This is a genomic window from Campylobacter concisus, assembly GCF_015229955.1.
Taxonomy (GTDB): Bacteria; Campylobacterota; Campylobacteria; order Campylobacterales; family Campylobacteraceae; genus Campylobacter_A; species Campylobacter_A concisus_AT.
This window is the reverse complement of sequence record NZ_JAAKYZ010000005.1, coordinates 94252-116946: the sequence shown is the minus strand read 5'-3', so window position 1 is coordinate 116946 and position 22695 is coordinate 94252. Positions and strand designations below refer to the sequence as shown.

The 22695-nt window shown below is 38.1% G+C and carries 22 protein-coding genes; 7 read left to right on the top strand and 15 right to left on the bottom strand.

Translation table 11 applies throughout. The annotated features are described in order from the left end of the window. Window positions 1–120: 120 nt before the first annotated feature. The 5 genes from G6W45_RS08040 to mqnE are packed head-to-tail and all read right to left on the bottom strand — an operon-like array spanning window position 121 to window position 4872. Window positions 121–822 carry a pilus assembly FimT family protein gene (locus G6W45_RS08040; RefSeq protein ID WP_194168134.1) on the bottom strand — a complete coding sequence of 234 codons (702 nt, stop codon included), beginning with the start codon at window positions 820–822 and terminating at the stop codon, window positions 121–123. Beyond that, window positions 823–2040: a glycosyltransferase family protein gene (locus G6W45_RS08035; RefSeq protein ID WP_194168133.1), complete on the bottom strand. Its 1218-nt coding sequence runs from the start codon at window positions 2038–2040 to the stop codon at window positions 823–825. A 9-nt stretch (window positions 2041–2049) separates the two neighbouring features. Then, entirely contained in the window at window positions 2050–2490 is a 441-nt protein-coding gene (locus tag G6W45_RS08030) for a phosphoribosyltransferase (protein WP_103582953.1), read from the bottom strand. 12 nt (window positions 2491–2502) lie between these two features. Then, entirely contained in the window at window positions 2503–3795 is a 1293-nt protein-coding gene (locus G6W45_RS08025) for a solute carrier family 23 protein (protein ID WP_194168132.1), read from the bottom strand. A gap of 12 nt (window positions 3796–3807) precedes the next feature. Next, on the bottom strand, window positions 3808–4872 hold the full coding sequence (gene mqnE, locus G6W45_RS08020) for an aminofutalosine synthase MqnE (RefSeq protein ID WP_194168135.1): 1065 nt from the start codon (window positions 4870–4872) through the stop codon (window positions 3808–3810). A 110-nt stretch (window positions 4873–4982) separates the two neighbouring features. Between mqnE and G6W45_RS08015 the strand changes: the two genes are divergently transcribed. Together G6W45_RS08015 and glmS are read left to right on the top strand one after the other, a co-directional pair. After that, a complete protein-coding gene (locus tag G6W45_RS08015; RefSeq protein WP_194168131.1) occupies window positions 4983–7478 on the top strand; it encodes an HD domain-containing protein in 2496 nt (831 codons plus the stop codon). Between the two features lie 3 nt (window positions 7479–7481). Then, window positions 7482–9293, top strand: coding sequence for a glutamine--fructose-6-phosphate transaminase (isomerizing) (gene glmS, locus G6W45_RS08010; protein ID WP_194168130.1), 1812 nt, complete (start codon window positions 7482–7484; stop codon window positions 9291–9293). Between the two features lie 373 nt (window positions 9294–9666). Here glmS and G6W45_RS08005 read toward each other — a convergent pair whose 3' ends face one another. Both G6W45_RS08005 and G6W45_RS08000 read right to left on the bottom strand, forming a co-directional pair. After that, window positions 9667–10161 carry a type 1 glutamine amidotransferase family protein gene (locus tag G6W45_RS08005; protein WP_194168129.1) on the bottom strand — a complete coding sequence of 165 codons (495 nt, stop codon included), beginning with the start codon at window positions 10159–10161 and terminating at the stop codon, window positions 9667–9669. A gap of 10 nt (window positions 10162–10171) precedes the next feature. Further along, window positions 10172–11371 carry a 2,3,4,5-tetrahydropyridine-2,6-carboxylate N-succinyltransferase gene (locus G6W45_RS08000; RefSeq protein ID WP_054196847.1) on the bottom strand — a complete coding sequence of 400 codons (1200 nt, stop codon included), beginning with the start codon at window positions 11369–11371 and terminating at the stop codon, window positions 10172–10174. A 163-nt stretch (window positions 11372–11534) separates the two neighbouring features. Between G6W45_RS08000 and G6W45_RS07995 the strand changes: the two genes are divergently transcribed. Beyond that, window positions 11535–12137, top strand: coding sequence for a YagU family protein (locus G6W45_RS07995; RefSeq protein WP_103559747.1), 603 nt, complete (start codon window positions 11535–11537; stop codon window positions 12135–12137). 84 nt (window positions 12138–12221) lie between these two features. Here G6W45_RS07995 and G6W45_RS07990 read toward each other — a convergent pair whose 3' ends face one another. The 7 genes from G6W45_RS07990 to thiC form a co-directional block, all read right to left on the bottom strand. Beyond that, on the bottom strand, window positions 12222–12674 hold the full coding sequence (locus tag G6W45_RS07990; protein WP_194168128.1) for a hypothetical protein: 453 nt from the start codon (window positions 12672–12674) through the stop codon (window positions 12222–12224). A gap of 156 nt (window positions 12675–12830) precedes the next feature. Continuing rightward, on the bottom strand, window positions 12831–13520 hold the full coding sequence (locus G6W45_RS07985; protein WP_194168127.1) for a cytochrome-c oxidase: 690 nt from the start codon (window positions 13518–13520) through the stop codon (window positions 12831–12833). Window positions 13521–13641: 121 nt separating this feature from the next. Then, window positions 13642–14133, bottom strand: coding sequence for a hypothetical protein (locus G6W45_RS07980; protein WP_035167532.1), 492 nt, complete (start codon window positions 14131–14133; stop codon window positions 13642–13644). A 132-nt stretch (window positions 14134–14265) separates the two neighbouring features. Beyond that, a complete protein-coding gene (locus tag G6W45_RS07975; RefSeq protein WP_194168126.1) occupies window positions 14266–15603 on the bottom strand; it encodes a PFL family protein in 1338 nt (445 codons plus the stop codon). A gap of 9 nt (window positions 15604–15612) precedes the next feature. Then, window positions 15613–15879, bottom strand: a complete 267-nt coding sequence (locus G6W45_RS07970) for an ACT domain-containing protein (RefSeq protein WP_194168125.1) — start codon at window positions 15877–15879, stop codon at window positions 15613–15615. Between the two features lie 86 nt (window positions 15880–15965). Beyond that, entirely contained in the window at window positions 15966–17066 is a 1101-nt protein-coding gene (locus tag G6W45_RS07965; protein ID WP_084109302.1) for an Mrp/NBP35 family ATP-binding protein, read from the bottom strand. Further along, the gene (gene thiC, locus G6W45_RS07960; protein ID WP_194168124.1) at window positions 17060–18358 is read right to left on the bottom strand and encodes a phosphomethylpyrimidine synthase ThiC; all 1299 of its coding nucleotides are present in this window, start codon (window positions 18356–18358) and stop codon (window positions 17060–17062) included. Before thiC ends, G6W45_RS07965 begins: the two co-directional genes overlap by 7 nt. 148 nt (window positions 18359–18506) lie before the next feature. Between thiC and G6W45_RS07955 the strand changes: the two genes are divergently transcribed. From G6W45_RS07955 to G6W45_RS07940, 4 genes are read left to right on the top strand one after another with little or no spacing between them, the layout of a single operon-like run. Continuing rightward, window positions 18507–19625: a bifunctional 2-C-methyl-D-erythritol 4-phosphate cytidylyltransferase/2-C-methyl-D-erythritol 2,4-cyclodiphosphate synthase gene (locus tag G6W45_RS07955; RefSeq protein ID WP_242039085.1), complete on the top strand. Its 1119-nt coding sequence runs from the start codon at window positions 18507–18509 to the stop codon at window positions 19623–19625. Continuing rightward, complete coding sequence (locus G6W45_RS07950; RefSeq protein ID WP_107776489.1) at window positions 19622–20512, top strand: response regulator; 891 nt, start codon at window positions 19622–19624, stop codon at window positions 20510–20512. The genes G6W45_RS07955 and G6W45_RS07950 overlap by 4 nt, the downstream gene beginning before the upstream one ends. After that, entirely contained in the window at window positions 20490–21671 is a 1182-nt protein-coding gene (locus G6W45_RS07945; protein ID WP_194168122.1) for a sulfate adenylyltransferase, read from the top strand. The genes G6W45_RS07950 and G6W45_RS07945 overlap by 23 nt, the downstream gene beginning before the upstream one ends. A gap of 8 nt (window positions 21672–21679) precedes the next feature. Continuing rightward, window positions 21680–22147: a phosphatidylglycerophosphatase A family protein gene (locus tag G6W45_RS07940; protein WP_194168121.1), complete on the top strand. Its 468-nt coding sequence runs from the start codon at window positions 21680–21682 to the stop codon at window positions 22145–22147. A gap of 53 nt (window positions 22148–22200) precedes the next feature. Here the strand turns inward: G6W45_RS07940 and G6W45_RS07935 are convergent, their stop codons facing one another. Further along, window positions 22201–22662 (bottom strand): response regulator, encoded by a 462-nt coding sequence (locus G6W45_RS07935; RefSeq protein WP_072594668.1) that lies wholly within the window; start codon window positions 22660–22662, stop codon window positions 22201–22203. Window positions 22663–22695 lie beyond the last annotated feature (33 nt).

Below are 22695 nucleotides of genomic sequence, written 5' to 3'. Positions count from 1 at the left end.
TGAGCTGGAATTATATATGAGCAATACTTAAAGATAGTTGAAATAATTAGGGAATTTGAGAAAAAATTGTTGGCGATTAAAAATTTTAAGTTATGTATTTTTATTATAGGTTTATAGGGTTTAGTTTATATATGCGTATCCACTTCTTTTTTCTATATTTATAGAAGCTACATTGTTATTTTTATCTGTTAAAACTATCTTACAATCACCTTTTAATAGTCTTGAATAAGGCCTTTTCGCTCCTTTATTGTTAGTAACACTTACCACTCTCATGGGCCTACCTAATTCGTCAAAATCAATGGTTTGTATTTTGCCTTTTCTACAACTACCAACAAATTTAACCGATTTTATGCCATATTTTTTTTCAATATTTAAATCTATATTAATTTTATTGCAATAGGACTGAGGAATGCCTCTCCAGCCCGCACTTAAGAATTTGTTTGATTTTTGTGTATCGATGGCAACCTCTTCTTTGGAATTTAAATTACCACTAAATTTATTACCACTACCTCTTTTATCATAAAAAATACTATATTTCCAAGATTTAATCCCAGGCTCATCTACAGAGCACTCTTGCAAACTAGTATCATTAATAGCTATCCCCCATCTCATTTTAAACCAAAATTTTTCATTTTCTGAATGTACAAATTTATCATCTTGCATGGCAAGGTGCTGGGCGTACCTTATATGCGTTAGCATCTGTGTAGCTGCCTCTCTGGCTCCGTTTATTTCTAGCCTTGGTATGATCATTGCTGCAAGTATGCCAACGGCAATGATTACAAAGATAAGCTCTATAACAGTAAAACCCTTGTTTTTATGCATCTACTTACCTCTTACGTCAAAATTTGCAATTACTTTTCCCATTTTTTCTATACAAAATTTTGATTTTCCATCTAGATCGGCGCTTACTAATAAATTTTTAGACTCATCTCTTACGTCTATACCATAAAATTTAAGTCTTAATACAAGCTTTTTATTATCAGTGTATAAATCCTTAATTTCCGCTTCTTTTAATTTATCAGCAAGCTCTTTCACAACATCAAATTTATAGACAAAATGCTTTGTTGGGTTATCTAAAAATAGGTAAAAAATTTGATTAAATACGATCATCGACCAGTTTAAGGCTAAAAAAAGCATCACTAAGGTCGTGCAAATTTTATAGCCTTTTCTAAATTTTGGCAATCTTACACGATACGAATTAAAAAAAACTCTTACCATAAGTGGCGTTGCGATCACACAAAATGGCAAGAACTGCTCAAGTTCCAGCCTTTGGCGCACTGAGACTATCATACAAAAGCAAAATGAGCAAATCACAATAAACCATAAAAGATCTTTTTTCTCTTTTACCCAAATTCTATAAATCGTATAGACAAAAAAGATAAAAATAAACGGCGAAAAAACAGCGGCAAAGATACCAAAAGTATCGATAAAATGCCCACTTGGCCTACCATTTGTATCAAAACCAAAAAAGTAAAGCGTGAGCAAAAACAAAATAGCACTTAGCCAAGCAAGAGGCGGCTTTCTTTTGTAAAGTGCAAATATAAAAAATCCTACGTAAAATATCAAAAAATCGCCATCTATAAAAAAAGAAAGACAAAAAAATGTTACAAATAAAATTTTATTTTTAATATGGAAAAAGTATATACATAGGAGCGCCAGCATAACGCAAAGCCCAGCATTATTGACGATAAGAGCTGAAGCTAGCGTGCCAGGAAGTAAGATAAAAAGCAATACCGCAATAAGTCTGTCAAACTCTAATTTAATGTAAAATTTGCTTATCTTATACATTAAAATAACGCTTAGAATATGAAACGCGATCATTACAGATCTTAGAGCAATATCTGTTTGACCAAAAATTTGAACACTTAAGTTTAAAACATGGCTAAGAAAATTTTGTTTGTTAAAAAAAATTTCAGCTTCACTGTAACTTATGCTAAGAGAATTTGCCGTAAAAAGTAAAAATATACAATCAATCAAACATATTAAAAATACGCTAAAAGCGACGTGATGTCCAACAAATTCTCTAAATTTATCTAGCAAAAATTTTCCTTAAATATGTATATCCCAAAAAAACTCAATCCAATCGTGAGCCTCTTTTACCTTAAATTCTGGCAAAAGCAGAGCCTTCTCTTTATAAAAGACGGTCGCTATTTTGATATCTAAATTTGGATAACGCTTAAGCAGTTCTCTTTTTATCTCGACCATGCTCTCTCCACTGTCGATGATGTCATCGACGAGCAAAATTTTAGTGTATTTGCTAAGATCTGGCACGTTAAAGATATTAATCGTATCAAGCTTGTTGGTATCTTCATAATGGATAGAATTTAGGGTAAATAAATTTCTATTATTAAGCGCAACAGCTAGCGAGTGGCCAAGCGTTAGACCACCTCTTGCCACAGCTAGTATCACCTCTGGATCAAACTCATCTTTTATCTGTTTTGCCATCTTTTTAGTATCAATAGCAAATTCATCGTAGCTATAAAATATCATTTTTCTTCCTTATCAATGCACTAAAAATACGATAAAACTAATGAGCGCTAGCACTACTACACCTAAATTTATATCGCCGAATTCTCTCTTTATGAGCTTAACTATTACGTATGACATAAAGCCAAATGCAAGGCCGTTTGTGATCGAGTAAGTAAGTGGTATGAGCACAACTATAAAAAATGTCGCAACCGCAATGGCCGGATCTTTGAAATTTATACTAGCAAGCTCAGCAAACATAAGCACGCCAACCATTACAAGGATCGGATAGATAGCATTGCCAGGGATCGCTTTAAAAAGTGGCAACATAAAGAGTGTAAGTATAAATAAAAGTCCGCAAAATACAGCCGTTAGACCAGTTCTGCCGCCCTCTTCTACACCACTAGCACTCTCTACAAACGATGTAGTCGTACTTACACCTACAAGAGAGCCAGCTGCCGTAGCAATAGCGTCAGCTTCAAGAGTTTTTTCAAGTTTTACGACGCCATCTTTTTTGTTTTCGTCAAATATCCCAGCTCTTGTACCAACGCCAGCTAGCGTGCCTATCGAGTCAAAAAGATCGGTCACAAAAAATGTGATAACAACTGGCAGCAAGGCTAGACTAAGCGCGCCTTTTATGTCAAGCTCTAAAAATATCGGAGAGATAGAGGCTGGAGTTGAGAAAATTTCTGTTGGATGAGGAGCGATACCAAGCACCCAAGCTATCACTGAAGTAGCAAGCACAGCTAGGATAAACGCGCCCTTTATCTTCCACGCCCAAAAGCAAATAACTAAGAATAATCCCAAAACGCCAAGAAGTACGTTTGGATCTTTGAAATTTCCTATACCAACCAAAACTGCGTCGCTATTTACGATAAAGCCCATTTGCTGAAACGCCACAAAGCTGATAAATGTGCCTATGCCCGCACTTATCGCTCTTCGTAGGTCAAGTGGGATGGATCTAATTATCCACATTCTAAAATTTGTAAAAGATAAGACAACAAATATCACGCCGCTTAGAAAAACAACGCCAAGAGCCGTTTGCCAAGGTACTTTCATGCCGATGCAAAGACCAAATGTAAAATAAGCATTAAGTCCCATACCAACGCTCATCGCAACTGGTGTGTTCGCCCAAAGACCATTTAATATCGTAGAAAAGATGGTAATTAGCGCAGTTGCCGTGATTAGTGCCTCATAAGGCATACCAGTTTTGCTCATAATGATCGCATTTACCGGCACGATATACATCATCGCCAAAAACGTCGTAAGTCCCGCTCCAAATTCCTGCTTCACACTCGTTTTGTTTTGTGCTAAGTCAAAAAATTTCACCCCAAGCTCCTTTTAGTAAATTTTAAGTTCGTTATATAAGCTATCACGCTCAACCGGCGTAAAACCAGATGTCTTTATGAGATCGCAAAATGTCTTTAGTGTAACGCCATTTGCGCTATTTGCGCCAGCTGCACTTTGAATGCTCTCTTTTTCTATCGTGCCATCAAGATCATCAGCGCCAAATTCCTGAGCGATCATCGCTAAATTTAGCGTCGAAGTAGCCCAGTACGCCTTTATATGTGGGACGTTATCAAGCAACAAGCGAGATATCGCCATAGTCTTTAAAATTTCAGCTGATCCTAGAAATTTCACATCTTTTAAGTAGTTATTTTCTCTTTGATAGACAAGCGGGATAAATGCGTTAAATCCGCCAGTTTCATCCTGCAAGTCTCTGATCCTTAGCATGTGATCGATCCTATTTTCACGGCTTTCTATGTGGCCAAAAAGCATTGTAGCATTGCTTTGCCTGCCTTTATCGTGCCACATTTTGTGGATCTTTAGCCAGTTCTCACTACTCACCTTGCCTTTGCAAATTTTAGCCCTGATCTCTTCGTCAAAAATTTCAGCCCCACCCCCTGGCATGCTATCGACGCCGTATTCAAGCATCTTTTCTATCACCTCATCGTAGCTTAAGCCGTAATGCCTTGATAAAAAATCAATCTCAGCCGCCGTCATCGCCTTTACATGAAGCTCTGGATGAGCTGCTTTTATCTTTTTAAAAATTTCTAAATACCACTGCCAGCCACTTTTTGCGTTGTGAGCTGATACGATGTGTATCTCTTTTACACCGTGGCTCACGCTCTCATCAACGATCTTTAAAATTTCTTCGTGGCTCATTAAGTATGGATTTGGATTTTTTCTGTGAGCCGAAAATGCGCAAAATTTACAGATATCAGCACAGATATTTGTTGGATTGATATGGCGATTTACATTAAAAAAGACCTTATTGCCGTGCAGCTTTCTGCGCTTTTTGTCGGCAAATTTAGCCAAGGTAAAAAGATCAAGCTCATAAAGCGAAAAAGCCTCTTGTTTGCTTAATCTCTCGCCACTTTCTAGTTTTTGTAATAGATTCATTATCTTTATCGTCCTAAAGCTGAACTTAAGGCTTTATTATAAGCAAATAAAGCTTTGTTTTTGCAAAAATTATGTAACATTTGTCAAGATATTTTTAACAATGGAAACATTAAATGCTGGCTGATAAAAGTACCAAATATAGCAATAATTATTTAAAAATCAAAGAGAAATTTCTTGATTTTAAGGCAAATTTACCAAAACATTTTCAAAAAAATCAGGGTAGAAATTTTGCAAATTTTTTAGCCAAAGAATACGATGATTTTATAAAATCTTATTTAAATGAAACTATGCGAGATTTTTTTGATGATTTTGTGCCGCAAAATGACAGCTTTGCCTTTAGTGTTTTAGCTACTGGAAAATACGCCCAAACCTTACTTAGCGCAAATAGTGAGCTTGAAATTTTACTAGTTTATAAAAATTTAAAAGGCTACAACATAAAGAATTTCTTAAAAGAATTTAGCGAAATTTTAAGTAGCTCTGGAATAAATTTTTATATAAAAAGCGTCGAAATAGATGAAATTTTTACAAATTACAAAGACGATCTCAAATTTAAAAGCGAAACATCGCAAGTCCGATATATCTGTGGTTCAAAAAGTCTATACCGCCTAGTAAAAAGCGAGATCGTAAAATTAAAAGAATTTGATAAAAAAGCCTTTTTAAACTACCATTTAAAGGTATTTTTACCATTTTCTAGCATCAGCTACTTAGCCCAAGAGCCAAATCTAAAAAGTGGCTTTGGTGGGATAGATGAAATTTATCACCTAAACTGCATACTAAACTGCCTAGATAGCGACATTTCAGTTAGATCACAGGCCCTAAAAGTGATGAATGAAAAAGAGATCGCTAGTTTTAATCTAAATGTGGACTTTTTACTAAGCCTACTAACCACCTTAAATTTGACGCAAAATTCTGATACTTTTAGTGCTTCAAGCGTTGAAATCACGACAAATTTCATGCAAACAAAGTCTAAAAAGCTTCAAGACAATGAAAGCGTTATCAGCCAAAAAATGCTAAGCTCAATGAATAATGTTGCTATTTATTCGAGGTTTATCGTCGCTTCTCTTTGCAGGCCATTTTTTAAAAGTGAGCTAAGCTTTGAGCAGAGAAAATTTGCTAGGCTAAAAAATGGCTTTTACGAGATAAATGGCGTTATTTACGTGCCGCTTCATAAAAAGCCAGCTCTCATTGAAAATCTAATAACCGAGCTTTTAGAACTAAAAGATGTTGATTATAAATTTGATATAAGTGCGATCTTTTACATCAAGCGAGCCATCATCACAAAAAGTGGCTTAGAGCGTGCTATAAGTGAGTTTAAGAAGATATTTTTAAGAAAAAATTCCTACGCTATTTTAAAGTCATTGCTTGATGCGCAAATGATACAAATTTTAATAAAACCAATGGAACACATCAGCCAGCTAGCTCAGTACGACGGCTATCACGAATTTACGGTCGATGAGCATAGCATTTTAAGTGTAAAATTTCTTGAAAATATAAAAGATAAATTTATAAAAAATCTCTATACCGAGCTTTGCTTGGAGGGCAAGACGATGCTAAAGATCGTGACTTTAATGCACGACGTTGGCAAGGGGCTTGGCAGGGATCATGCAAATATCGGCGCAAATATCTTTAGAGCCTACGCAAACAAGCTAAATTTAAGCCAAAAAGCCGTAAATATCGGCGTCATCCTGATAAAATACCACACTCTAATGAGCAACGTCTCAAACAGAGAAGACATTTATTCCCAACGCGTTATATTTACTTTTATCTCAAAGCTTGGCGACAAGCAGGTTTTAAAACTACTTTACATCCTTAGCTACTGCGTGATAAACGCGACAAACGAGAGGCTCTATAACGCCTACACAGCAAAGCTTTTAAGAGAGCTTTATGAAATTTCTCTTAGTGCATTTAGCGATGAAAATTTACTTGATGAAGCGACAAGACGTGTAAAAAAAGAGCAATCTATAAAACGAAATATCGAGTTTTTGGCGCTTGAACTAAGCTTGCAAGAGAAAATTTTTAAAATCACATCAAATCTTGTTTTTATAAAATATAGTGCGAGTGAGATCATAAATTTAAGCAAGGTTGCAGATAGCTTAGATACGACAGAAATTTTTATAAATAACTCTAAAAATTTAAGCATTCAGATTTATACAAAAAAGAGCCTAAATTTAAGCGCCCTGCTCTATGAATTTGCCAAATTTGACCTAGCATATATGGAAATTTTTGAGCTATTTGAGAAGAAATTTTATATCAGGCTTGATTTTAACCAAAATGTTAAAAAAGAGGAGCTTGAAAATACTAAAAATTTAGCTCTAAAATCCCTAAATAGCGAGGTTTTAAAAGAGCCTTTGAAACCAAACATTAACAAAGATGAGATAAACTTCGAGCTAAATCACTCAAAAGACTACGCCAAACTTAGCATCAACGCAAAAGATCAGCGCGGGCTAATGGCTTATGTGATGAGTGTTTTTGACAGGCTTCATTTTCAAGTCACGAGTGCTAGAATTCAGACGGTTAAAAATAGAACGAGAAATCTATTTTTGATCGAGAAAAACGAGCGACTTGAGAGTAAGGGTGAAGAGATATTAAATTTATTAATAAGCGAGTAAAACATGTGTGGAATCGTAGGATACATCGGAGATAAAGAGAAAAAAGAGGTCATTTTAAGCGGTCTAAAAGAGCTTGAGTACCGCGGATATGACAGCGCTGGCATGGCTGTGATGAGTAATGACAAGATTGATTTTTTTAAAGCGGTCGGCAAGCTTGAAAATTTAGCCCTAAAAACAAAGGACTTTATATCAACTGGCTTTGGCGTGGCAATAGGTCACACACGCTGGGCGACGCACGGCAAACCAACTGAGATAAACGCTCATCCGCACCTTGGCGAGCACTCATTTGTCGTTCACAACGGCATCATCGAAAACTACAAAGAGCTTAAAGATGAGCTTGAGGCAAAGGGCGTGAAATTTGTCAGCCAAACCGATACTGAGGTGATCGTGCACCTTTTTGAAGAAATTTTAAAAGAGAAAAAAGATCCATTTAAAGCTTATGAGGCAACTATTGCAAAGCTAAGAGGCGCTTATGCGACGCTACTTATCACCAAAACTGCACCTGATAAGATATTTTTTGCAAAAGATGCCGCTCCTATGGCGATAGGAAAGAGCGACAAAAAAGAGCTATACTTTGCTTCATCTGACGCTCCACTTATCGGCAATGCAACAGAGGTGGCATATCTTGATGACAACAATTACGGCTACGTGAGCTTAGACGAGATCGCAGTCTTTAAACACGGCAAAAAGGCGAGCATAACGTTTAATGCTTTACCAAAAGATAAGAGCTATGCCCAAAAAGAGGGCTATACATTTTTCATGGAGAAAGAAATTTACGAGCAAGGTGCAGTCGTATCTGAAACCATTATGGGCAGGGTTAAAAACCACAAAGTCACTCTTGAAAATTTAGACGATGAATATCTAAAAAGTATCGATGATATCGTGCTTTGCGCGTGCGGCACGAGCTACCATGCAGCACTAACCGCAAGCTATCTTTTTGAAAGGCTTGCTAAAGTTAGAACAAAGGTCGAAGTTGCTAGCGAATTTAGATACAGAAAGCCTTACTTAAACAAAAATTCGCTTTTTATCGTTATATCTCAAAGCGGCGAAACAGCAGATACTCTAGAAGCATTGAGGATCGCTAAAGAAGCCGGTCTTAGGACAATTGCTATTTGCAACGTTGATAACTCATCTATCGTTAGACTAGCTGACAATACTCTTCTAACTCGCGCTGGCATTGAAAAAGGTGTGGCAAGCACAAAGGCCTTTGCAACGCAGATCATCGTGCTTTGGATGCTTGTGCTTCAAATGGCAGCAGCAAAAGAGTCTATCAGCAAAAAAGAGCTTGATCACGAGATCAAAACGCTTCTTCACATCCCACAAATTTTAAATATCAACAACTCTCTTCAAGAGAAGCTTCACCGCCTAAGCAAGCATTATTTACACGGTCATGGCTTCTTCTTTATTGGTAGAGATATTTTCTATCCGCTAGCACTTGAAGGTGCGTTAAAACTTAAAGAAATTTCATATCTTCACGCCGAGGGCTATCCATCAGGCGAGATGAAACACGGCCCTATCGCACTTGCAGATGAGAAGCTATTTACGATCGCTTTAATGCCTCAAAATTTACTTTATGAAAAGACAAAGAGCAACGTTGAAGAGCTTGCCGCAAGAGATGCTTACATCCTAGCTATAAGCCCACTTGAGTTTGAGCTAAGCGATGACTACGTAAAAACAAGCGCACAAAATCACTATATGAGCGAATTTTTTGAGATGATGCTAGTGCTTCAGCTACTTGCACTTGAAATTTCTGTTAGGCTTGGCAACAACGTCGATATGCCAAGAAACCTCGCAAAAAGCGTAACTGTCGAATAATTTAACTGGCCAGCAAACACTGGCTAGTTAAATTTTATTTGATATTTTGCATTAGATTTTATGAAATACTGTTCTTGCAAGAGTGCAATACAGCTAAAAATTTATCTGGTTTTAGTTTAAAATTTTATACTTTACTATGACAATAAAAAATGGTGGCATAGATATCATTTTTGATGTGACTAAAAACTTAATGAGTTAAGTAAAAATGATAAGAATATCGCACTGGAGCATTTTAAAATGATGTGCGATATTAAAAATCAAAAAGTGGATATTGTCGATCTTGTTGGCATCTTCTCTTTTAAGGATAAAGGAGATGTTTAACAAAAAGCCTTATTCTAACCCACTAAACTAAAAAATTTAAAGCTCAAAACTCTTAAAATTTATCTTTACCCAGCATCGTTGTCAGCTGTTCTTTGATTCTATCATCAAATTCACTAACGCTTATGACACCCCTACTTTCGCACATCTTAGCATCATTAACATCACAGTAGTCACTAAGTGCGTTTTTGTATCCGCCCCTTATGCAAGCCTCTCTATCTTCCAGAAATCTAGCCCCACCAAGGATAAGCACGCCAAGGTCAAAACCTATCTTAAATTTCGCACTTGCTGAGCTTTTAACCCAGCTTAAAAATATCTCATCGTATCTTAATCCAAGTGCTCCAACGCCATCTGGCACGACTAAGATATCCACACCATAAAGACTCTCAGCATAAATTTCTGGATGAAGCCTGATACCAAATTCATCGACTATTTCAGGCTTTAGAGCATAGGTCTTGATATTAAAATCCTCAAATTTATGTAAAAAATCATAAATTTTGGCAAAGCTTAGTAGATTTAGCTTGTCAAACATCAAAATGCCAACTTTCATGCTAGCTCCTTTAATGAAGTGCCTCATTTAGCTTGATCGCCCTTTTGCTCGCACTTGCAGTGATCTGACCTGTTTGGCTGTTTTGTCTAAAATGAAGTCCGTTTAGCCCGCCAAGCTCAAGTGCTTTGTAAATTTCAGCTTCAAATTTAAACTCTGGATTTAGCTTAGCTAGCTTTTCGCGCTCGCTAGCTGATATATAGACCTTTGTGCCCTCAAGTACTGCTATACCAGCATCCACGATGCAGTTATCACCAAGAGGTACACCCGTGACTGAGTTTGCGCCAAGCAAGCAATGTTTGCCGATGCTTACAGGGTTGCCGTTTGTGCCACTTAGTACGCCAAGTATGCTAGCTCCGCCACCTACGTCACTACCCTCGCCAACTACGACAGAGCTGCTAACCCTACCTTCAACCATCACCCCACCGGTTGTACCTGCGTTAAAGTTAATGTAGGCAGCACCTGGCATAACGACTGTACCAGGATACACGGCAGCGCCCATGCGAACCTTGGCTGAGTCTAAAATTCTCGTATTATCAGCTGGAATAATATGGCTTAAAAATCTTGGGAATTTATCGACGCTAACGATCGCTGGGTATTCGCCAAACATCTTTAGAGAAATTTCATTTTCTCTTAACCATTCAAGCTCAATCGGCGTATTTTGGCTAGTCCATGCAACGTTTGGTAACACACCAAAAGCTCCATCAAGCACGATCGTCCTAGGTGCAACCTTGCCAAGCGAGATCAAGTAAAGCTTGAGATATACGGCCTCCACGCTAAGTGGTTTTGCATCATCAAATAAAAACACAAGCTTAAATTTATTCTCATTTAGTTCAAGATCGTCATCGAATGCCATTTTTACAGCATGCAAATTTTGTACATTTTTATGAGAGCTTATCTCTTTTTCAAAGACGCTAAAGAGCTTGCTGGCTTTTTTCACTACTTTTGGTGTAAGATCAGCTACAAATTCAGAGCCGTTAAAATCAACCTTAACATCACATTTTTGCAAAGCATAGATATAAGCAGCTGCGCTTAAAAAGCTCTCTTTGTAGTTTACAACAGCAAAAGTCGCTTGCAAAATTTTATCTGTATTTTTTTGTCCACGATCGATCCTAGCGATACCAAAAGCAAGTGGATCTTTGTAGCCATCTTTTTTTCTAAATTCTTCAAAAAATTCCTTAAATTCATTTGCATCTTTAAACTCTTTAGACATCTATTCTCCTTTAAATTTTTTCTTAGTCTAGCCAAAAATGGCTAAAAATTTTATGATTTTAAGTCCATTAAAATTTTTAAATATTTTTATATTTTTAATAATGATTAATCTTATCATAAAGTAAATTGCAATAAGATTTTGCAAATTTAAAGAAGGGGTTTAAATGTCAAATTTAGTAACAAAACCTAGATTTGCTCTGGCTGCGTTAATCGGCCTTATCGCTGGTGTTGTCTCAGCCTTTGTCAAATGGGGAGCGGAATTCCCACTTCCTCCAAGAAGTCCGATGGATATGTTTAACGCTGCTTGCGGACCAGAGAGTGCCATTAGAGCAGCCGATGCGATCGATTGCTCTAGAAATTTCTTAAATCCGCCTTATGTGTTTTTAAGGGATTATTTGGGCGTAGCCGATCCAAATGCCGCCATTTACGAGTTTGCAGGGCATGCATTTAACTACGTAATGATGACGCATATATTGTTTTCGATCGTTTTCGCGGTTGCTTATTGTGTTTTGGCTGAGAAATTTCCAAAGATTACAATATGGCAAGGCTTACTAGTTGGCATTATCGTAAATATCGCTGTTCACGTGATCACATTACCTATTTTGGGGCTTACTCCACCACTTTGGACACTCCCTTGGTACGAGCATGTATCTGAATTTGTCGGCCACATGATATGGTTCTGGTCGATAGAGATCATCCGTCACGACCTAAGAGCTAGGATCACAAAAGAAAAAGATCCGAGTGATTATTGTTGTTGCAACGCATAAATGCAAATTTTTGCTGTTTTGGGCTAAAAACCTAAAACAGCAACTAAATTTATCTCACCGTTTAAAAGCAAAATTTATCCGCGATTAGCACTCTTGGCTAAGCTCTAAATTTTCTAAACGAAGTGGCTTTTCACCTTCAAAAATCACCCCAATACCAAAAGGCTCGCAGATATCAAGTGCACCCTCGGCAAATCTCATCAGCCACTGCTTATCGTGCGCATAAAAGGTGCATTGAGGCGAGCTAAACGGCAGATCGCAAACTGGCACATCAAGCGCTCTAAGCTCATCCTTGTTCAAAAGGCATTTTTGCTTAAGCTTCTCTCGCAAAAACGTAAGTGCGTCTTTTATGTACCGGTCGATATCCTGAGCGATACTCTGCGCAAGCAAAATCGTCTCATCATCCACGTCTGCCCCATTTGCCGAGATAAGACAAAAGAGCACTTGGCCAAAAATTTCGCTTTTTAGCCACGTCTGGGCATACCAGATAAAGCCATCATTCGTTGCAACTTTTTCAAGTTCGCCAAATTCCAAAGTCATTTTTTATTCTCATTTTTTGTGATTTTGCTACTCTTCTAAAAGAGCGAAATTTAAGCAAACCTGTCGTGACATAAAATAGAGATAGCTTGTAAATTTGCCTTTTTAGCATAAAGCAAAAGCTAAATTTACAAGCAAATTTTCAGTTTTTCTCGCTACTTAGAAGCAAAATTTCTCATCAGTGCCATTTTGCTTGCGCATAGCTTTAAAGTTAGCAAGATTGTCTTTGTCTAAAAAGTAATCTTTCTCTTTTTTATTGCGCGCTTCTAGCTTTTCTATGCCTTTTGCAAGGGCTGCTTTTCTATCTTCGTGAGGCGAGCTAAATTCTGGCGAGAACATCGCTTCATAGGCATTTTTCTTAGTCCATTCAAGCGCTTTATCAGCGATCTCTTGTTGCTTTCTGATATCGCAAAATGCATAAGGATTGACCACGTCGCCAACAAGCTTCATAAACGCCCCTATCGCGGCCACCACGTCAGTAAATTTCTCGCCCTCCATGTCTATAACGCCTCTTAGCAAGATCGCGCGATTTTTTGCCGCATAAAACCAAAATACCGCATCATCGCGAAGTCCAAGATCGTATGCGCGAGCTGAAAGAACAAAAAGAGTTATCGGAGAGACCATTTGTGGGGCGTCTTGCACGATCTTTTCAGCCTTTTTAAAGTCCTCTTCTTTGCCACTTTTTAAAAGCTTATCTATCTTGTCATAGACCTTTACGTACTCCACCTTGCCAGCATTTGCTGAGTAGTATGGCGTGACGTAGATGTCGATACTTCTTACTTTGCCATCATTTGCAAAGCCACATACCGCTCCAAAAAGTAGCGCCGTAAGCAGTGATAAAATTTTCATTTTAGCTCCTTGGCTTAAAATTTTTATTATTTTAACTAAAAGCGGTTGAAAAGGTTAGGATAAATTTAAGAGATAAACTATGTTTTTTAACCAACACAAGAAGCAAAATTGTATAAAATCTCTAACGAATAGTTTTATTAATTTCTCTTCTTAGTCTATCTTCTTCTTTTTCTTTTTTTAAAATCATTTCTGCTTTTGCACGCAATTCTTTTCTTCTACCTGCTGCTTTTAGCCTAAAAAAGCGATTAAATTTACTGTAATATTTAATTGAAAAATAGAAATGTGGTATCAAGAGCAAAATTACTATTATCAATGGCATGTAATCGTTAATAGTAGGCATATTAATGCTAGGCATAGATCTATTAAATATCTTATATATACAAATTGCAAGCAAGCCAATAACAAAAACCCAAAATGAAAATGTTGAATTTAACGTCCATACGATATCTTTTATACGCCATTTTATTTTTAATAGTTTATTTTGAAAATAAAGCTCCAGTAATAATGTTATCGGCGAAATTGCAAAAATAAACATAGATAACACGATAAACATGGCTACTGGAGTTGAAAGCCTCATCGCTTGACCTACCCTATCCCTATGAACACGTCCCATAAAAATCCTTTATATTTTATATATCGTAATTTATAAAAAGTAGAATTATAACAAAAAACCAAAGAATCAATTGTTTTTAAACGACTAAAATAAATCATGTAAAGTCCGCAAATTTAAAGCGGACTTTGAAGATTAGTTTTTAAAACTATGGATAGGTGCTGGAATTTGTCCGCCACGAGCGATGAAGTCGGCACTAGAGGCTTTGCTTATCTTCATCACAGGTGCTCTTCCTAAAAGGCCGCCAAACTCGATCATATCGCCCTCACATCCAAGAGGTATAATTCGAACGGCCGTTGTTTTTTGATTTATAACTCCGATAGCCGCCTCATCAGCGATCATCGCAGCTATGCTCTCGCTTGGTGTGTCAGCAGGTATAGCGATCATATCAAGACCAACCGAGCATATCGCGGTCATCGCTTCAAGCTTTTCTAAATTTAGCGATCCCGCGCGCACCGCAGCTATCATGCCTTCATCTTCTGAGACCGGGATAAATGCACCGCTTAAGCCGCCCACTTGATTGCACGCCATGACGCCACCTTTTTTTACTGCGTCATTTAGGAGAGCAAGTGCCGCAGTCGTTCCGTGCGTACCAACAGCCTCCAGCCCCATCTCCTCAAGCACACGAGCCACCGAGTCGCCCACGGCTGGTGTTGGGGCAAGAGAAAGATCAACGATACCAAATTTCACGCCAAGCCTTTCACTCGCCATTTGGCCCACGAGCTGACCGATGCGAGTGATCTTAAATGCCGTCTTTTTCACAGTCTCAGCCACTATGTCAAAACTCTCGCCACGCACCTTTTCAAGGGCTCTTTTTACCACTCCTGGACCTGAGACGCCGACATTTATCACTACATCAGCCTCACCCACGCCGTGAAATGCACCAGCCATGAAAGGATTGTCTTCAACTGCGTTTGCAAAAACCACGAGCTTAGCACAACCCATTCGAGAAGCAGCTGCCGTCTCTTTTATGATGTGCCCCATGTCACGCACAGCACTCATGTTTATGCCTGTTTTTGTTGAGCCGACATTGACGCTTGCACATACTTTTGTAGTCTGTGCAAGTGCTTGCGGAATAGAATCTATCAAAATTTTATCGCCTTTTTGATAGCCCTTTTGCACAAGAGCCGAAAAACCACCTATAAAATCAATGCCAATCTCAATTGCAGCCCTATCAAGCGTCTTTGCAATCATAACATAGTCGCTTGCATCGGTTGCCGCTCCGATTATCGAGATAGGCGTCACGCTCACTCTTTTATTGACGATTGGTATGCCTAGCTCAGCAGAAATTTCGTTGCCCGCTTTGACTAGGTCTTTGGCTTTAGTGGTGATTTTTGCGTAAATTTTGTCACAAGCTTTGTTGATATCAGGATCAATGCAATCAAGTAAAGAGATACCCATCGTGATCGTTCTGATGTCAAAATTTTGCTCTTCGATCATCGAGATCGTTTCGGTTACGTTTTTGATGTCCATTGCTTTTCCTTAGATTGTATGCATCGCGTCAAAGATGGCAGAACTTTGGATGTTAATCTTGACTTTAAGGCTCTCCCCAAGTTTATTAAGCTCTTCTCTTAAGACCGTAAAATCCTTATTTTCATTACTTGAAACCACAGCCATCATCGTAAAAAACTCATCTAAAATAGTCTGTGAGATATCATCTATATTTAGTCCAAGCTCGCTAAGCTTTGCTGATACACCAGCTACGATGCCGACTTTATCTTTTCCGACTACGGTTACGATTGCTTTCATCTTTTTCTCCTGTTAAATTTCTTTTAAAAGCTAAATTTGCACGTACTTTTATTTTTTACGTGCAAATTTATAGATCAATTTAGAGATTACTTCGAGCAAGCACTCTTGCCGTCATTTACTGGTTGGATCGCTGAGTTATCAGCTCCGCCATCACTATTTATATTTTCTATCACTTCCCAAAGTCTAGCAGCCGCACTCTCGTAGCGTTTTGCAGTGACTGAGTTCGGCTCGTAAAAGCTAACTGGCTTACCATTATCGCCGCCCACGCGAACAGCTGGCTCGATAGGGATTTCAGCTAAAATTTGCGTGTTGTAAGCTTTTGCCACCTCTTCAGTCGTACCTTTGCCAAAGATGTCGTACTCTTTGCCATTATCTGGGCAGATGAAACCACTCATATTTTCGATGACGCCAGCGATTGGGATGTGAAGTTTCTCAAACATATCAAGCGCACGTTTGCTATCGTCAAGCGCTACCACTTGTGGCGTTGTGACGCAGACACCTGCCGTTACTGGCACGCTTTGAGCCAGAGTTAGCTGCGCGTCGCCCGTTCCTGGAGGCATGTCGAGAAACAAGACATCAAGTTCGCTCCAAAGCACGTCTTTTAGCAGCTGCTCGATCGCTTTCATGATCATTGAGCCACGCCAGATAAGGCTCATGCCCTCCTCCATCAAAACGCCCATACTCATCATCTCAACACCATGGCTAAGTATCGGTTTTAGCTTGTTACCAACGACTTGTGGCTGAGTATTTACTTCGCCAAGCATTCTTGGAATATTTGGTCCGTAGATGTCAGCGTCTAAAATTCCCACTTTTTTGCCTAGTTTTGCCATTGAGATGGCTAAATTTAGCGTTGTGGTTGATTTACCAACGCCGCCTTTTCCAGAGCTTACCATTACGAAATTTTTAACTTGCGGCGCGATATTTTTGCCACTTTGAGTGTTACTTTTCTCCTCAGGTATCTTTGGCTGGATCAAATTTAGCACATATTCATTTGAGCCCATGACACGTTTGATATCCGTTTTTAGCTCGTTTGCCACATCGGGATTTGAGCTAACGATCTCGACCTCGATTAAAATTTTATCGCCGATTTCTACATTTTTTACAAAGCCAAAGCTAACTATATCTTTTTCAAAACCAGGATATATAACACCTTTTAGCCTATTTAAGACCTCTTCTTTATTTAACATTTTTCTCCTTTTTCTAGATCTTTTGAAATTTTATATGCACAAAATTTTGGTCCGCACATCGAACAAAAATGAGCGCTCTTAAACGCGTCTTCTGGCAAGCTCTCATCGTGAAGCTCTCTAGCTTTCTTTGGATCAAAGCTAAGCTCAAACTGCTTGTTCCAGTCAAATGCATATCTAGCATCACTCATCTCGTGATCCTTTTCTATAGCTCCAGCCTTACCAAGTGCGACGTCTGCGGCATGAGCTGCTATCTTGTGAGCTACGATGCCCTCTCTTACGTCATTTTCATTTGGCAAGCCAAGGTGCTCCTTTTGCGTCACGTAGCAAAGCATGCTAGCACCGTGATATGCTGCAATTGTGCCGCCGATCGCCGAGGTGATGTGATCGTATCCTGCGCCTATGTCTGAGACAAGCGGTCCAAGCACGTAAAATGGGGCGTCATGGCAGAGCTCTTGTTCGATTTTCATATTATACTCAATTTGATTTAATGGCACATGACCAGGGCCTTCTATCATCACTTGCACATCTTTTTGCCACGCACGAAGTGTAAGCTCTCCAAGCACCTTTAGCTCGCTAAGCTGTGCCTCATCTGTCGCATCAAAAAGACATCCTGGGCGAAGTCCGTCGCCAAGCGAGAGCGAGACGTCGTACCTTGCGCAAATTTCTAAAATTTGATCAAAAATCTCATAAAATGGATTTTGCCTATTTAACTTTGACATGTAGCTTGCGCTTAAACTGCCACCGCGGCTTACTATGCCCATTTTTCGCTTTTTGACAAGCGGCAAAAACTCACGCAAAAATCCAGCGTGTATCGTAAAGTAACTAACCCCTTGCTTCGCTTGCTTTTCAAGTATCTCTAAAATGAGCTCATTTGTGATATTTGTAACCTCTTTTGCCTCTTTTAAAATTTCATACATAGGCACTGTGCCAACTGGCACGCTTGAATGCTCAATGATCGCACTCCTAATAGCGTCTAAATCGCCATCTGTGCTTAGATCCATAACCGTATCAGCGCCAAATTCTAAGCAAATTTCAAGCTTTTTAAGCTCCGTGCAAATGTCACTACTTAGACTTGAGTTGCCGATATTTGCATTGACCTTTGTCTTTAGCTTTCTGCCTATGCCCATTGGCTTTAAATTTTTATGATTTATATTTGCTGGGATGATGATGCTACCTTTTGCCACCTCATCCATTACTAAATTTTCACTAAGCCCCTCGATCCTTGCCACATAGCTCATCTCTTGCGTTATCTCGCCGCGCCTAGCATAATACATCTGCGTCTTATCTCTCATATAAGGCCTTTTTTGATTTTTAAAAACCTCATTTTAGTCCTTTTTTGATTTAAACTAACTAAATAAGCTTTTAAAAATTTACTTTTTTAAAAAGAAATTTTGAAGTTTTGAAATGTATAATTCTGTAACAATTTTCAAAGGAGTTATCTTGCTTGATATATCACTTATAATGCTTGGAGCAGGAAATTCTAGCCGTTTTGAGCTACCAGTAAAGAAGCAATGGCTTCGAATAGGAAGCGATCCACTTTGGCTATTTGCCACTAAAAATTTGAGTAACTTTTACACATTTAAAGAGATCATTGTTGTTAGCAAAGAGTGCAAATATATGTCAAAATTTGCTCCAAATTATAAATTTGTTGATGGCGGCGAAACCAGACAAGATAGCCTAAAAAACGCACTTGAGCTAGTAAATAGCGAATTTGTCTTAGTTAGTGACATCGCTCGTCCTTGTATATCAAGCGAGCTCTTTCATAAGATCATCGAGGCAGCAAGTCAGGCTGATTGTGTAGTTCCTGCACTAAAGATAGCTGATACTGCCTACCTTGGTGAAAATGCGATCGATAGAGAGAAGGTAAAACTTATCCAAACACCACAGCTTTCTCGCACAGCACTTCTTAAAAAAGCCCTCAGCAGTGGTGAAATTTACACAGATGATAGCTCGGCCATGAGAGCCATTGGCGCAAGCGTTTGGCAAATTTTAGGCGATGAAATGGCAAGAAAGATCACTTACAAAGAGGATCTTGCTAAAATTTCTGCCTTAAAAGAGCCAGAAAATGAGGTCTTTGTTGGAAATGGCTTTGACGTGCATGAGTTTGAAAATGGCCGTCCTTTGATTCTTTGCGGCGAGAAGATCGACTATGAGTTTGGACTAAAAGCTCACAGCGACGGCGACGTGGCACTTCATGCGCTGACGGATGCCATTTTGGGGGCTGCTGGGCTTGGCGATATAGGCGAGCTTTTCCCTGATACGGACGCTAAATTTAAAGATATTAGCTCCATTTACTTGCTTGAGGAAGCTTACAAAAGAGTGCAAAGTGTGGGTTTTATGCTAACAAACGCTGATATCACGATAATGGCGCAAAAACCAAAAATTTCAAAGCTAAAGTCAAAAATGGAGGCAAATATCGCAAAAGCTCTAAATTTAAGCCAAAGCCGCATAAATGTAAAGGCAACGACTACTGAAGGGCTTGGCTTTGTCGGCAGATGCGAAGGGATCGCCGTAATGGCAAGTGCTAGCCTTAAATTTTACAACTGGAAGCAAATATGAAAATTTTAATAGTAGAAAACGAAATTTATCTAGCTGGCTCGATGGCTAGCAAACTAGCTGACTTTGGCTACGACTGCGAGATCGCAAAGAGCGTCAAAGAGGCTTTGAAATTTGAAAATTTTGACGTAGTGTTACTTTCTACCACACTCCCAGGGCAGGACTTCTACCCAGTCATAGAGAAATTTAAAAGCTCTATCATCATCTTGCTCATCGCCTACATCAACAGCGATACTGTGCTAAAGCCGATACAAGCGGGCGCGGTAGATTACATCCAAAAGCCATTTATGATAGAAGAGCTAGTTAGAAAGATAAAGCATTTTGAGGAATTTAGAAATTTCAAAAACGAGATCAAAAACTATGAAAGCTACGTAAATTATGCTTTAAAAGAGTATGAAATTTCTAGCTTTGAGGCAAAAAAGATAAAATTTCCACTGCTTTTAAAGTCAAGTAAAAGCGGATACAGCGATAAATTTATATTTAGCTATGTAAAAACTTGCAAATTGCCATTTTTATTTTTAGGCAAAGCCTGTTTTTCTGAGCTTGAAAAGGCACTAGCCAAAAATGGTGATGAGCTAATCTATATGACAAATTTAGAGGAGCTAAAACAAGAAGAAAAAGAGAAAATTTTAGAAATTTGCAAAAAGAAAAAGGTCGCGATCTCAACTAGCGATTTTGCACAAAAAGCACCATTTGACGAGCTTGAGCTTTCAGGACGCGATAAAAATTTCAATATCGATGAGATCGTTACGATCGATGAATATATAAAATACATAATCGTTAATTATCAAGATAAATTCCCTGATACAGAACTTAGCAAAAAGCTTGGAATTTCTAGAAAATCACTTTGGGAAAAGAGAAAGAAATATGACGTCAGCAAGAAAAAATAGTGAAATTTCTATAAATACCGAAGTTTTTGGTGCTTTGGAGCTAATAAAAAATAAAATTCTCTCAAATTACGACTCGTTGATGGACGATGAACAGATAAAAGAGGTGAGCAAAAAAGGCTATTTTAATGGCGAGCCGATGCCGTATTCTTTTGGATTTGCTCCATTTGGCGAGCTAAATCAAAATATTGCTAGCAAGCTTACTCCTGGACAAAAGGTAAATCTAAGTCTTGATGGTAAGATCGTTGGACACATCAATGTTGCTAAGGTCTTTAAATTTGACGAGAGCATGAGAGCTAAAAATATATTTTTAGCAAATGAAGCCAGCAATGATAAAGAGCTAAACTTGGGTAAATACAGCATTAGTGGCGAATTTGAGCTTTATGATGAAAGTATGCAAATAAGCAAAAATGCACTAAATGATCTAATAAAAGAAGATGGCGCTAAAAAGATAACGGCGGTCTTTTTAACGGCTGATCCATTTAATAGAGCTCACGAGCGTCTTGTTAGAATGACTATTGACAAGGCTGATTTAGTAATCATTTTTCTAATACGAACACGTGAAGAAAAGCACGTTGATTACGAGATTAGAAAGCAAGTGTTAGATTATTTTATACAAAATTATTTGCCGGCAAAAAAGGTCTTTGTCTTTGCTCTAAAAAATACGACTCTTTTTAGCTCACATGCAAACCCAACACTTGAGTGCATCGCTGCTTCAAGATTTGGAGCAAATAAGCTAGTCATCGGACAAAACCACTCAGGAATTGGAATGTTTTTTGATCACAATGAAGCTCATACGATTCTTGATATTTATAAAAACGACCTAAATTTAGAGGTAATCGTACTGCCAGAGCTAGTTTATTGCAACAAATGCAAGACACTAGTTAGCACCAAAAGTTGCCCGCACGGACAACATCATCAGATCAAATATCATCCAGATGTTATCAAAGAGCTGCTATTTAACGGCATTATGCCACCAGCCATTCTTGTGAGGCCAGAAATTTCTGCACTGGTTTTAAGCAAACTCTTTACAAATCGCTTCAAAGACGTGCAAAAGCTTTGTGATGATCTTTTTGTAAATTCAGGACTGCTTGAAAACAAAACTGACCGCGACTTTTACGAAGAGCTTATGAAGCTTTATCAAACATCATCGATGACTTAAGGAAATTTATGCAAAAACTATTTTTAACTTTTTTTGGATTTGGACTTTTGCCAAAAGCGCCTGGCACTTGGGGCTCTATTGCTGGCGCTGTGGTAGCTTATTTTGTGCTTTATTTTTTATCATCAACCACACTTTTTCTAGCTAGCATTTTGCTATTTTTGATAAGCATTAGCGTTATAGATGATTTTGAAAAAAAGGTAAATTCTCACGACGAAAGTTTTATAGTTATAGACGAAGTTGCTGGAGTTTGGCTTGCTATTGCCATTAGCGGAGCTACGATCTCTCAGCTAATACTCTCACTTGTGCTTTTTAGAATGCTTGATATTAAAAAGCCTTCGATAATAGGCAGGATCGACCGCAATGTAAAAGGTGGCCTTGGCGTAATGGGCGATGATATGGTAGCTGGCTTTTTTGCTGGAATAATTAGCGCAATAATATACGGGGCTGCTATAAAATTTGGCATAACTTTGCCGTAAAAATATAGATTTTTGGCAAAGTTATATAGGTCTAAATATCTTTTATATAAATTTTAAGCAAGTCCTAGTTCGTTTAAAACAGAACTTAAATTAACCGAGCTACTACTCTTACTATTAAGATTTTTTTGCTTCTCTAGCAGAGCTTGATTAGCAAGTGCTACATTTAGCTCTTTGCGATAATCACTTAAAATTTTATCCATTATTTTAAGCAACTCATTTTTTTGATCCTGTGTTTTTGCGGGATCATCTATGCCTAGAAGTTCTGTTAGCTCCTTTTTCTTTTGGGCTATTTTCTCTTCTATCTTGTTAGAATTTAGCTCACTTATAAAACCAACTGCACCGATTTCAGTAAGCCTTTTTTTAAACTGTTCAATCTTATCTGAAATTTTTGCATCGCTTGCGATTTTATCCATAGCAAGGTTTAAAATTTCATCAAAACTATTTTTTTTATCTTTAGTTTTGCTTGAGCCTGATTGCAATAAATAATCGATTATGTCGTTATTTTGTACCTTCATATATCTCCTTTTACTGTATTGAGATATATTTCA

Coding starts and splice junctions, on each gene's coding strand:
- G6W45_RS08040 (WP_194168134.1), bottom strand. CDS start 822: ATGCATAAAAACAAGGGTTTTACTGTTATAGAGCTTATCTTTGTAATC.
- G6W45_RS08030 (WP_103582953.1), bottom strand. CDS start 2,490: ATGATATTTTATAGCTACGATGAATTTGCTATTGATACTAAAAAGATG.
- G6W45_RS08015 (WP_194168131.1), top strand. CDS start 4,983: ATGCTGGCTGATAAAAGTACCAAATATAGCAATAATTATTTAAAAATC.
- glmS (WP_194168130.1), top strand. CDS start 7,482: ATGTGTGGAATCGTAGGATACATCGGAGATAAAGAGAAAAAAGAGGTC.
- G6W45_RS08005 (WP_194168129.1), bottom strand. CDS start 10,161: ATGAAAGTTGGCATTTTGATGTTTGACAAGCTAAATCTACTAAGCTTT.
- G6W45_RS08000 (WP_054196847.1), bottom strand. CDS start 11,371: ATGTCTAAAGAGTTTAAAGATGCAAATGAATTTAAGGAATTTTTTGAA.
- G6W45_RS07995 (WP_103559747.1), top strand. CDS start 11,535: ATGTCAAATTTAGTAACAAAACCTAGATTTGCTCTGGCTGCGTTAATC.
- G6W45_RS07990 (WP_194168128.1), bottom strand. CDS start 12,674: ATGACTTTGGAATTTGGCGAACTTGAAAAAGTTGCAACGAATGATGGC.
- G6W45_RS07985 (WP_194168127.1), bottom strand. CDS start 13,520: ATGAAAATTTTATCACTGCTTACGGCGCTACTTTTTGGAGCGGTATGT.
- G6W45_RS07980 (WP_035167532.1), bottom strand. CDS start 14,133: ATGGGACGTGTTCATAGGGATAGGGTAGGTCAAGCGATGAGGCTTTCA.
- G6W45_RS07975 (WP_194168126.1), bottom strand. CDS start 15,603: ATGGACATCAAAAACGTAACCGAAACGATCTCGATGATCGAAGAGCAA.
- G6W45_RS07970 (WP_194168125.1), bottom strand. CDS start 15,879: ATGAAAGCAATCGTAACCGTAGTCGGAAAAGATAAAGTCGGCATCGTA.
- G6W45_RS07965 (WP_084109302.1), bottom strand. CDS start 17,066: ATGTTAAATAAAGAAGAGGTCTTAAATAGGCTAAAAGGTGTTATATAT.
- thiC (WP_194168124.1), bottom strand. CDS start 18,358: ATGAGAGATAAGACGCAGATGTATTATGCTAGGCGCGGCGAGATAACG.
- G6W45_RS07950 (WP_107776489.1), top strand. CDS start 19,622: ATGAAAATTTTAATAGTAGAAAACGAAATTTATCTAGCTGGCTCGATG.
- G6W45_RS07945 (WP_194168122.1), top strand. CDS start 20,490: ATGACGTCAGCAAGAAAAAATAGTGAAATTTCTATAAATACCGAAGTT.
- G6W45_RS07940 (WP_194168121.1), top strand. CDS start 21,680: ATGCAAAAACTATTTTTAACTTTTTTTGGATTTGGACTTTTGCCAAAA.
- G6W45_RS07935 (WP_072594668.1), bottom strand. CDS start 22,662: ATGAAGGTACAAAATAACGACATAATCGATTATTTATTGCAATCAGGC.